The sequence below is a fragment of the Clostridia bacterium genome (assembly GCA_036562685.1).
Lineage (GTDB): Bacteria > Bacillota > Clostridia > Christensenellales > DUVY01 > DUVY01.
This window is the reverse complement of record DATCJR010000014.1, coordinates 1-11,185: the sequence shown is the minus strand read 5'-3', so window position 1 is coordinate 11,185 and position 11,185 is coordinate 1. Positions and strand designations below refer to the sequence as shown.

Genomic DNA, 11,185 nt, shown 5'->3' with positions numbered 1-11,185 from the left:
TTGCGCTCCGTTTTCAATAGCTGTTAAAGTCATATCGTAATTTTCATCAAAAATATCTGATTGAGAACTTTCCCATTTTGATTCTGACGGATAGTTCATCTGAATAGTTGCAATATTCACAGTAGGATTGTCTTTTAGATTATTTTCCACAACAGCTATTCTAATTGAACCAAAAATTATATTAACCAAAAAAACTGCCGCAGCCGCTATATAATATGCTCTTTTGGAAATCTTATATTCTTTTCTTAACTTTATATAAAGCGCCATTAGTCCGTTGACGCAAATAATCAAAAAGCTTATGAATAAAGAGCCAAACAGCGAAGCAGATTGAATAGCCGGCAAAAACAAATATTGCGACAAAGCAAGCCTGCCCCAGTTCATAGCAAAAATTCCAAATCCTTGCGCCCATTCAAGCACTACCCATAACGCTCCTAACACAAACACCGACCAAACCCCTTTGGGCTTGATTAAGCCGTAAACAAGCCCCGCTAATGACATTTGCAGCGTCTGCGCAATGCTAATAGAAAGCCAAATACCCATTATTACCATAATGCTTTGAGCGCCATAAAATCCCATACCTTCAAGCGGATGCAAAGACCAAAACCATGTATATAGCAAGGTGTAATACGTAAAACCCCAAACGAGCATAAGCAAAAAACAACGTTTTACACTATCGCTGTGTTTTATAAGAAAATAAATCAATGGAATAATGCTTATCCATGTGAAAATAAATAAATATTTTGAATACAAAGTCAAGGAGGTCAATGTGCCTGAAATGACCGCCCAAAAATAACTTGATTTTGAAATTGATTTTAATATATCAACAATTTTTCCGTGTGTTTTTTCCACAAAAAGAGTATAGCATAAAGATTATAAAAAAATACAATTAATTTGCAATGTTTTTACACATTTCCGCTTCTTTTATAATAAAAAAGGTATTGTTGAGCATATCCAGACAACTGCCCAAACAAGTTTATAAAAAACCCTCTTATATTTTTTCTATTAGTCAATGTTCCTTCAAAGTTTTCTTTATACACCTTATTGATCCATGTATCCACAGGAAACACATCTGTTCGATGCAACCCAAATAAAAGAATACAATCCGCGACCTTCTCGCCCACACCTTTTAATGTCATAAGCTTAGTCATACATTCTGCAGTATCTCTGGTTTTTAATTCTTGTAAAAACTGAGGATTGCTATTAAGATACTTTAACGTGTGTACTAGATATGGACTTCTATAGCCGCAACCTGCGGAAACAAAAAACTTCTCATCAGCTTGAGCCAATATACTAAGCTCGGGAAAAGCATAATAACCACCCATATCCCGACCAAGATGTTTTGAAATAAAATTCAATGACTTTTTTATCCTGCCTATATTGTTATTTGCAGAAATAATAAAGCTGATTAAGATCTCAAACAGATCGCCCTTCAAAATCCTTATGCCCTGTCCAAAATCTATGGCAGTACACATCAAAGGATTGACTCTTAACTTTTGCTTTATTGAATTATAATCAGTATCCAAATCAAAATAATTATAAAAATATTGAGCGTCATCGCACTCAATGGTTATCTTATTTTCCTGTTCTATAATGCGTGCGTAATGGTCTTTTGATAAGACCTCGGCATAATCAGAAAAAATATTATATCTAAAAACCTGTCCGCAATCCAAAATATCCTTAATCTTAAAGCTGTCGGGATTGTCAATGACGATTTTGCCTTTATCAACTAAAATTTCCATAAAAAAATTATAAATAAAAATCAAAAAATCAACAATAAAAAAAGCCTCTTAAAACTTAAGAGGCAAAATCTTTTCACATCTAAAGATTATTCAGCATAAACTGAAACTTTCTTTCTTTGTCTATCCATAGGCTCAAAGCGTACTACACCGTCGATAAGAGCAAACAATGTATCGTCTCCACCCTTGCCAACGTTATTGCCAGGATGAATCTTTGTACCGCGTTGACGCATCAAAATGCTTCCTGCTGTAACAAATTGACCGTTGTTAGCTTTTACGCCCAATCTTTTAGCAGCACTATCACGACCGTTCTTTGAACTTCCGCCGCCCTTCTTATGAGCAAACAATTGAATATTTATAAACATTTTATTTTACCTCCAATTTGATATAGTCCGAATAGCTTTCTTCCAAATCAGCTATCCCCATATACATAGTAGTCAAAATTACATCGGCATCGTGCGCTTGTTCTTCGGTTATATTGTCTGGCAGTTCAAACTTAAGATATCCGTCTTCGTCATCCCTGTCATACTTAACATTAATTGCTGCTACACTCAAAAGTCCTAATAAAGCTGTTTGTATTATACTCGATAATGCCGCACATACAATATCTTCGCCTTGCGCTGCATATCCCGTATGTCCTATGCTTTCTACGCTTTTAATGGACTTGCCTTGTTTTTTTATTTTGACTAAGGTCATTTAACCAATACTTACAACTTTAATCTTAGTGTATTTTTGACGGTGTCCTTGTTTTTTGCGGGAATTCTTCTTGGCCTTGTACTTAAAAACGATTATCTTTTCGCCTTTAACTACACCCAAAACCTCAGCTTTCACTACTTGTGCGCCGATTTCGCTTCCTGTTGACACCTTGTCGCCATCGACAATCAAAACGGGCTTTAGTTCAATGGTTGAACCTTGTTCTGCCTCAACCTTTTCAATGGTGAGAACATCGCCAACTTGTACCTTGTACTGATGACCGCCGTTATCTACGACTGCATACATAATTTCTTTGCCTCCTATATTTTCAAGTCTCCGCCAATTTTTAAGGTGTATGAAAACCATAACTTAAAAAAACCTTTTTTGAGCGGCTCCAACGGATAGGTTAACACAATACTGTTAACTTGTCAAATATCTATATTAAAAAGTTTATAGCAAATCCTTCAAAATTTCTTCCAGACTTTCTTTTGGATGCAATGCCTCTTCCAAAGAAAAAGCGGCTTTTGATTCGTAATATTTCTTTATGTTTTCAATAGGATCCCAAGCTTTTGAATTTTGGTTGAGTCTTGCTTTTTCGGATTCATATTGACGGTTTATGATATCTTGTTCGTTTTGTTCTTGCTTCTTTTCCTGTTCTTTTTTAACAGCTTCAATTGCGCGCATAACCTCAGCATGCTCTTTTGTGGGCTGCTGCTTATTGGGCTGACTTTCAATAGATGTTTGATTGCTTTGCTCAGGTTTAGACGCCTCTAAAACTTCTTCTTTATCTATCAAAGCCAATGCTTCAGACATATTTTCATTGAACTTTGCGATCTTGACAAGCTCGTCATCTATTGGATATTTTTCTATGATCTTTTTATAATACGAAAGCCATTTTGCATGAAAAAGTTTAAGCCCCTTTATCTCCATATCATACTTTAATTTGGCGGCCTGTTCTAATTCTTCGGCCTTAGCAACAGCAGCCATAAGCGCCTGATTGATTTGTCTGCCGCGGCTTTTATAAACTTCGAGTTTGGACTCAAGTTCTTTTACTTGTTCACGCAACTCAAAAATCCTGTCCTTTTGTTCGGACAGGGTGTATTCATAGCTACGCCTTATGGCGTCTATATATTGCCTTACCTCTTCAGAATTAAGGCTTTTTTTACTGAGATCGATTTCTTCCATATATACCTTATTATATTATATAGGTGATTAATTTTTTGTCGTTTTTGATAAAATTTTAGAATATTAAGGTAATTATTTTTATCTTAAAGTTGATCAAAAAAACAATCTTTTTCATTCCAAAGATAATTTCTTCTAAAAATATCTTTTGGATGTTTATAAAACCTAAATTAATTTCTTCTCCTTAATCTTCTTTATCATTGACTGCTTTAGTTCATATAATTCGTCAGACAAATCCACTTTATAAATTTCCGGATTGCCTATGCGTTTGTATTCGGGCCAGAAAGTATCAAAATCTTTTTTGGAATATTCGGCTATTTCTTGTAAAGTGGGGAACTTATAAACCACTTCGCCGTCAATCATAATGTCAACAAGCAGTTTTCTCATCTCGTAATCCTCAAAAGTTACTGATTTCCAGCGTTCTATAGGATGAGTAATAGTTAAAGGTTTGCCAAATTTTTCTCCCTTTAGCGCAATAAGATCAGCTTCTGCGTATCCATTGCTCTTGTTATAAATTCTATAAAGTTCCTTAATTCCTGGATTGGTTATTTTTTCCAAAGAGTCGGATACTTTCATTTTGGGTTCAACTTTACCGTTAGCTTTTGTTGCGGCAATCTTATATACTCCGCCAAGGCTAGGATGGTCCGAACTTGTAATCAGCTTAGTGCCTATTCCGTACATATCAATACATGCACCCTGTGCATTAAGATGCAAAATCACATTCTCATCCAAATCGCCGCTTGCAAAAATTTTGGCTTTTTCATATCCGGCATTATCAAGCATTTCTCTTGCTTTTTTGGATAAATATGCCAAATCTCCGCTGTCAAGTCTAATTCCTACTGGTTCATGACCTTGAGCTCTCAGCTCGTCAAACACCTTTATAGCATTGGGAACACCGCTTTTTAATGTATCGTAAGTGTCTACCAATAATAAACATGAATCAGGGAAAATCTTTGCATAAGCTCTGAAAGCATCAAGCTCGCTAGGAAAACTAAGCACCCAGCCATGAGAATGCGTTCCCCTAACAGGGATATTCCATCTTTTACCTGCATAAACGTTACTAGTACCTACGCATCCGCCTATAATAGCACTCTTAGTTCCGTATATGCCTGCATCTGGGCCTTGGGCGCGTCTAAGACCAAATTCTATTACAGGTTTGCCGCCAGCAGTCCAGCAAATTCTTGATGCTTTGGTCGCAATTAATGTCTGATGGTTGATAATATTTAAGATGCCGGCTTCAATATACATAGCTTCTTTTATATCGGCATCTACCGTCATTATTGGTTCTCCGGGGAAAATCACAGTACCTTCGGGCACTGCTCTTATACTGCCTTTGAATCTAAAATTGGACAAATAGTCCAGAAAGTCGTCTGTAAAAGCATTAAGACTGCGAAGATATTGTATATCTTCTTTAGTAAATTTTATATTTTTTACAAAGTCAACGGCTTCTTCAAGTCCAGCCGCAATAGCATAGTTGAAAGTTGAGCTTTGACGAAAAAATACTTCAAAAACAGCGTTTTCCTGTTTTGAAGCAGAAAAATGCCCCTGCATCATAGTAAGGGCATAAAAGTCTGATAACATTGTAAGATCGCGCATTCTAAATTGTTTTTATCTTCCTTTACTTTTTATTATCTTCAGTTCTGGTTTCGTAAGGTCTGTCTCTTTGGGGTCTATCACCATCATCCCAACGTCCTTTCTTGGTTGTTATAGCATTAATAAAGATAAACAAACCAACCATTATTACTACAATGGGTGCTATAATCCACCAATCAATTCTAGCAGCAGAATTTAAGAATAATATTAAAGCAACGCCGCCAAAGAATACAATCGATTTTAAGTGAAGATTTTTATCTTTTGAGAATAATAATGTTCCTGCGCTAGCTATTGCAGGGATTGCAACATATATGGGATAAAATCTTTCATAACCAACTCCGCCCACATTATGAATCAGCCATGCAGCAAGACATGTAGCAAAAACAAAACTTATCCATAAGGTAACCGTATTTTTAATAATCAAGCTGTGAGTTAAGCATATAAGCCAAATTACGCCTAAAGTTGCTGGAAGCCATATTCTGGCAACTGTCCATTCACTACCCAAAAAATCAGGCTTAAAATTAACTACTAATAAAAATACTCCAAATAAAATTAACTCCAGCGAACAAAGCACGGTAGAGAGCAAACTAAGATTATATCTGGGTAATTTTTGCTCGGGGTTGTTGGTTGACATAATTGACTCCTTACATTATTAATTTTATGCTCTTATTATAATACAAAAATATAAATAATTCTATAATCTTCATAGAATTATAATAATTCTTATCTTTTTTTAATCTAAACTATATTTCTTTATTTTTGGTCTTTAGAAATATTATCTTTTTGCTCTGTATCTTGTTTTGGTTTATCTTGTGCGGTTTTATCCAAATAATCTTCTACGCTTTCTTCCACTTCTACATATTCGTATTCGTCTATAGCTAGCGGTTTTCCATAAATTTCTTCAGGCAATCCTGTTTTTTCCCAGTCATCATAATGAACTAATATAGGAACCTTTTTGCCCTCTTTTTCAGCTTTTCTCCATACATATATTATTCCAACAACGCCCAAAATGATAGCAATTGCGCTTACAAATTGTGAAACAGGCAACACGTCAGGAATCAGATATAAAATAAACTTGGATTTGTCACGGAAAGATTCCAAAATAATTCTTACAAGTCCGTAATAAATGCCATAGCTTGCAAACACAAAGCCAGAGAAACTGCGGCGTCTGCCTATAAAGAACCAAAGCAATATAAAGAACCCTATAAGGTTAAGCACAGACTCATAGAAGAACAATGCCTGATACCACATTCCGTCTATTTCCACAGCAATAGGGAAAAACTGATATGCCGGATTGACAATAGGCTGACCATAAACTTCGCCGTTGACAAAGTTACCCCATCTGCCGATAGCTTGTCCCAAAATCAAAAAAGGCGAACCTATATCACACATCTGCAAAAATGTTTCTTTCTTTACACCCGTCTTCTTTTCTTTACGTTTATACATAAGGCTATTAAGATATACTCCCAAAATAGCACCTAAGACTCCGCCATAAATTGCAAGTCCTTGAAGCCTAAATCCGCTTCCAGTAAAGCCAAAAACTTCGGGAAAAGTATATTTAGCGCCCGAACCTATAATATCAAAAATTACATAATATAGTCTTGCGCCAATTATCGCAAAGGGCACTGCCCATATAACTATATCAAAAACAACATCACCATTATATCCACGTTTTTTAGCCAAAAGATAAGCGCCAATGGTACCAATAATGATGCCCATCGCTATCAAAAAGCCGTACCAGTTAAAGGTAAATGCGGCAATAAATTGTGTCATAACTCGCTCCTTTTAGGAATGATTATTGACATTATATTACATACTGTTTTTTTAGTCAATGTTTGGCAAATGCAAAAAGTTTCCCAAAAAAAATTGTGGTTTATAGAAAAATGCTTAGATTTTTGGTATTGCTAAAATATCTCTTATGATATATAATTATAAAAGGCGATTGATATTTTAAATATGTCGTTTTCGTTCATAAATCCAATTATTTTGTGAGGTTTTTAATGGCTAAATTTTCTCCTCAGGATTGTTTAGAGGACTTGTTGTGTTATGCAAATACTCATTTATATTTACCGCTTGCTGATAATATTTACATCAGAAACAAGTTGTTAGCAAAGCTCAGACTAGATGAACCTTCATCTAAATCCAATCCAAACGAAAAAGATATCTCCAAAATGAAAAGTCCTGCTCCAATCTTGGCCCAGCTTTCAGACTATGCTATAGCTAATAACATAATATCTGAACATCAAAGAGTCAATTTTGAAACAGAGATTATGGATTTATTGTGTCCGCCTCCATCTTTTGTCATAGATCTGTTTGACCAGACAGCATATGAAAAAGGCATAAAAGAGGCGTGTTCGTTTTTATACGACTACTGCATAAAATCCAATTATATTAGATATGAAGAAGTTTTATCAAACTTGTCATGGACAGCGCACTGCGAAAAAGCAGATTTGGAAATAACTATAAACACTTCAAAACCTGAAAAAGACAACAAAAAAATTGCTGAAGTGCTAAAAAAGCCTCAAACAGGCTATCCAAAATGCCAATTATGCAAGGAAAATGAAGGATATCCTGGCAGAGACGATTATAATTCAAGACTTACACTGCGTACAATACCTATTTTACTTAATGAAGAACAATGGTATTTTCAATACTCTCCATATAGATATTACAACGAGCATTGCATCGTACTAAGCAGCGAACATGTACCTATGAACGTCAATCCAACCACAGTGGTACGTTTGTTTGATTTTATTGATTTGTTTCCTCATTATTTTCTAGGTTCAAACGCATCTTTACCTAGAGTAGGCGGATCAATTTTAAATCACGATCACTATCAAGGCGGAGCATACAAGATGCCGCTGCATAAAGCTAAGGTAAAATATAGATTTTCATCAGAAGATTATCCTGATGTAAGAATACTTATTCCTGACTGGTATAACAGTGTCATAAGAATAGAAAGCCAAAACCGCAAGTCTTTAGAAAAACTGTTTGAGTATATTTTGGAACATTTTTTAGATTACAGCAATGAAGAACTCAACATCATTGCATATACAGACGAACGGCATAACGCTGTATCCCCTATTGCAAGATTTAACGAAGACGGCGAATATTCTCTTGATATAATTTTAAGAAACAACCGCTGTGATGAAGCTCATCCTGATGGAATATTCCATGTAAGTCCTGATTTACAAAATATCAAAAAAGAAGGCATCGGACTTATAGAAGCAATGGGCGTATTTATTTTGCCTGGCAGACTATCCAAAGAAGCCGAGGGAATTAAAGAATTTTTGCTTGGCAAAAGACAATTAAAAGAACTAAGCGATCCCAATCATCCTTTGGTACATCATACTGGAATGATCGCTCAGCTAATTAATGATTATGGAACTAATTTGAGCGATGAAGACGCAGGTCAAGCTATTGAAAATTATATCAACAAAGCCTGCGAAAAAATCTTGAAATGTGTTGCAATATTTAAGGATGATGACAAAGGCAACAAGGCTTTCTTACAATTTATGGATAGCTTAGGATTTAAAAGAATTATATAAAAAAGACTAAACCCGCTATAAAAATAGCGGGTTTTCTTTTGTGCTTTTTATATGATTTCTCTTAGAAAAATCCTAAAGAAATAAGTATCGCTTTGTTTACGCTTTCCATAGTTTTTTCGTCTAATTCACCTATTTTTTCTCTTAGCCGTCTTTTATCTAAAGTTCGTATTTGTTCCAATAAGATTACAGAGTCTTTATTAAGTCCAAACTGCTCACCTTTAATTTCTATATGCGTAGGGAGCTTTGCTTTGTTTATTTGACTGGTTATGGCGGCAGCAATAATGGTAGGGCTGTGCTTGTTGCCTATATCATTTTGAATAACCAAAACTGGACGCAAGCCTCCCTGTTCACTTCCTACTACCGGACTTAGGTCGGCAAAATATATTGAACCTCTTTTTATGTTCGGTTTTTCCATTATAATCCCCTATGTCAGCAAGAGAAAGATTGATTGCTCCCATTTCCTCATAACCCTTTTTCATATCTTCTCGGTCTATACTATGCGAATAAGACAAAAAAAGTTTCGCGATATCGTTCAAATATTCTTCTTTGGAAACGCCTTTTGACTTTGCGCGGAGTTCTAATTCATTGTCTAATTCGTCATTAAGCTTGATTAAATACTCTTTCATGATTATTCTCCCAAATCACAATTTCTAAACATCTTTTTTTTAAATAGTCTTTTAGTTTGCGAAAAAAAATAAAAAAAATTCACAAAAATAAGCCAAAATCTTTATTAAACAAAAAAGCCTCTTAAAAAATTAAGAAGCTTAAAAAAATCAATTATGTACTATATGCAATAATATCTAATTATTAACCAAAATTAATCAAACTGATTCCTGCGATTTGAAAACCAGCCAAAGACAGCGCCATTACTATTAGACCAGCGACTAGATTTCCTAATACAACTATGGGCAAAGCAGCCTTCACTTTTAAGCCCATAAAAGATGCTATTCCGGAACCTGTCCAAATGCCAGTCAGCGGCAGGGGAATTGCAACAAACAGAAACAAAGCCGTATATTTGAGCCAATCAAGCCGCCTTTTTTTAGCTTCTGATTTCTTTTGGATATCATTATTATCTTCAAGGTTTTGGACATAATCATCTGCTTTTTTATCGGCTTTTTGATTAAGCTCTGAAGCTTTTTTGGATATTCTTTTGTTTACCCAATCCGACAACCCTTTGAATAGTTTTGTCTTACCCAAAAAAGCCAAAACAGGACGCAAATAAGCAATAATAAAAGGCGCCGGAAGGCACGAGCCGATAAAAGCAAAAACAAAATAAACCCATGGATTAATATCCAAACTGTAATGCGCTGCAAGTCCCAACCCCAAAGGTATTGCGCCTTTTAGTTCTATAACGGGCAAAGCCGCAACAAGTAACGTAATCAACAAAACAAAAAAAGAAATCATAATTTTAAGCTTGTCCTACTGCTTGGTCATAGTCTATAACCTCAGCAACTTTTTCAAAATTGGTTTTCAACGAATCAAAGCTCTTGTCTTCGCCGTTATATGCTGCTTCCATTAACGCATCAGTCAACGCTTTCGTATCGTTATTATTTAATGCGTCAGAAAATCTTTTCAAAACTTTGATTATATAGTCCTGAGAAATGTTAGCCAGATCTTCAACATATATTTTATGATCTAACTTGCGGCAATGGTCCTTATGAAGTATCAGCTCTTCATACATCTTTTCGCCTGGTCTTAATCCGGTATATTCTATCTTAATATCTTTGTCAGGAACAAAGCCTGCCAAAGTTATCATCTTTCTTGCAAGGTCATCAATCTTAACAGGAGCGCCCATATCCAGCACATAAACCGAACCATTTTCGCCTTTTGCTCCGCTCATCATTACAAGGCTTACAGCTTCAGGAATAGTCATAAAGTATCTGATAATGTTTTTATCTGTCACAAGTACAGGTCCGCCATTTTCAATTTGCTTTTTAAACAGCGGAATAACAGAACCATTAGAACCAAGAACATTTCCAAATCTTACTGCCATAAACTTGGTCTTGGAGTTGTCTTTCATGGACTGAACAATCATTTCGCATACACGCTTAGTAGCACCCATTACATTGGCAGGATGCACAGCCTTGTCTGACGAAATCAAAACAAATCTTTCTACACCATACTTGTCTGAGAGCTTAACTACATTGTATGTCCCAAATACATTATTCTTGATAGCTTCATCTGGGTTGTGTTCCATAAGCGGAACATGCTTATGCGCCGCAGCATGATATACAAGATTAGGTCTGTATTTTTGGAATAATATTTCTAGTTTGTCATAATCTCTTACAGATGCTATTTCTACAACCAAATTGAGCTTATCACCATACTGCATCTTCAATTCTTGCTGTATTTCATAAGCATTGTTTTCATATATATCCAATATAATAAGCTGTCTTGGGTTATACTTAGCTATTTGACGGCAAAGCTCTGAAC

The 11,185-nt window shown here is 35.4% G+C and carries 14 protein-coding genes; 1 reads left to right on the top strand and 13 read right to left on the bottom strand.

What is annotated here, in order from left to right; genetic code table 11:
- From VIL26_00650 to lgt, 9 genes are all read right to left on the bottom strand, one after another.
- The coding region (locus tag VIL26_00650) for a hypothetical protein (GenBank protein HEY8389455.1) at positions 1 to 849 on the bottom strand (849 nt) is incomplete at its 3' end.
- Between the two features lie 53 nt (positions 850 to 902).
- On the bottom strand, positions 903 to 1,739 hold the full coding sequence (locus VIL26_00645; GenBank protein ID HEY8389454.1) for a DNA glycosylase: 837 nt from the start codon (positions 1,737 to 1,739) through the stop codon (positions 903 to 905).
- An 86-nt stretch (positions 1,740 to 1,825) separates the two neighbouring features.
- Complete coding sequence (gene rpmA, locus VIL26_00640; GenBank protein HEY8389453.1) at positions 1,826 to 2,101, bottom strand: 50S ribosomal protein L27; 276 nt, start codon at positions 2,099 to 2,101, stop codon at positions 1,826 to 1,828.
- A 1-nt stretch (position 2,102) separates the two neighbouring features.
- Positions 2,103 to 2,432, bottom strand: a complete 330-nt coding sequence (locus tag VIL26_00635; GenBank protein HEY8389452.1) for a ribosomal-processing cysteine protease Prp — start codon at positions 2,430 to 2,432, stop codon at positions 2,103 to 2,105.
- Positions 2,433 to 2,735, bottom strand: coding sequence for a 50S ribosomal protein L21 (rplU, locus tag VIL26_00630; protein HEY8389451.1), 303 nt, complete (start codon positions 2,733 to 2,735; stop codon positions 2,433 to 2,435). It abuts the gene before it with no gap.
- Positions 2,736 to 2,879: 144 nt separating this feature from the next.
- A complete protein-coding gene (locus VIL26_00625) occupies positions 2,880 to 3,614 on the bottom strand; it encodes a hypothetical protein (GenBank protein HEY8389450.1) in 735 nt (244 codons plus the stop codon).
- 162 nt (positions 3,615 to 3,776) lie between these two features.
- Positions 3,777 to 5,207: a nicotinate phosphoribosyltransferase gene (locus VIL26_00620; protein ID HEY8389449.1), complete on the bottom strand. Its 1,431-nt coding sequence runs from the start codon at positions 5,205 to 5,207 to the stop codon at positions 3,777 to 3,779.
- 22 nt (positions 5,208 to 5,229) lie between these two features.
- Complete coding sequence (locus VIL26_00615; protein HEY8389448.1) at positions 5,230 to 5,838, bottom strand: hypothetical protein; 609 nt, start codon at positions 5,836 to 5,838, stop codon at positions 5,230 to 5,232.
- Positions 5,839 to 5,957: 119 nt separating this feature from the next.
- The gene (gene lgt, locus VIL26_00610; protein HEY8389447.1) at positions 5,958 to 6,977 is read right to left on the bottom strand and encodes a prolipoprotein diacylglyceryl transferase; all 1,020 of its coding nucleotides are present in this window, start codon (positions 6,975 to 6,977) and stop codon (positions 5,958 to 5,960) included.
- Positions 6,978 to 7,204: 227 nt separating this feature from the next.
- Here lgt and VIL26_00605 point away from each other — a divergent pair, with 227 nt between their 5' ends.
- Positions 7,205 to 8,752 (top strand): UDP-glucose--hexose-1-phosphate uridylyltransferase, encoded by a 1,548-nt coding sequence (locus VIL26_00605; GenBank protein ID HEY8389446.1) that lies wholly within the window; start codon positions 7,205 to 7,207, stop codon positions 8,750 to 8,752.
- A gap of 61 nt (positions 8,753 to 8,813) precedes the next feature.
- On the opposite strand, the gene VIL26_00600 is transcribed toward VIL26_00605, so the two are convergent.
- From VIL26_00600 to VIL26_00585, 4 genes are all read right to left on the bottom strand, one after another.
- On the bottom strand, positions 8,814 to 9,167 hold the full coding sequence (locus VIL26_00600; protein HEY8389445.1) for a type II toxin-antitoxin system PemK/MazF family toxin: 354 nt from the start codon (positions 9,165 to 9,167) through the stop codon (positions 8,814 to 8,816).
- Positions 9,100 to 9,378 (bottom strand): hypothetical protein, encoded by a 279-nt coding sequence (locus tag VIL26_00595; protein ID HEY8389444.1) that lies wholly within the window; start codon positions 9,376 to 9,378, stop codon positions 9,100 to 9,102. The genes VIL26_00600 and VIL26_00595 overlap by 68 nt, the downstream gene beginning before the upstream one ends.
- A gap of 181 nt (positions 9,379 to 9,559) precedes the next feature.
- Entirely contained in the window at positions 9,560 to 10,156 is a 597-nt protein-coding gene (locus VIL26_00590; protein HEY8389443.1) for a small multi-drug export protein, read from the bottom strand.
- 4 nt (positions 10,157 to 10,160) lie between these two features.
- The coding region (locus VIL26_00585; GenBank protein HEY8389442.1) for a UDP-N-acetylglucosamine 4,6-dehydratase family protein at positions 10,161 to 11,185 on the bottom strand (1,025 nt) is incomplete at its 5' end.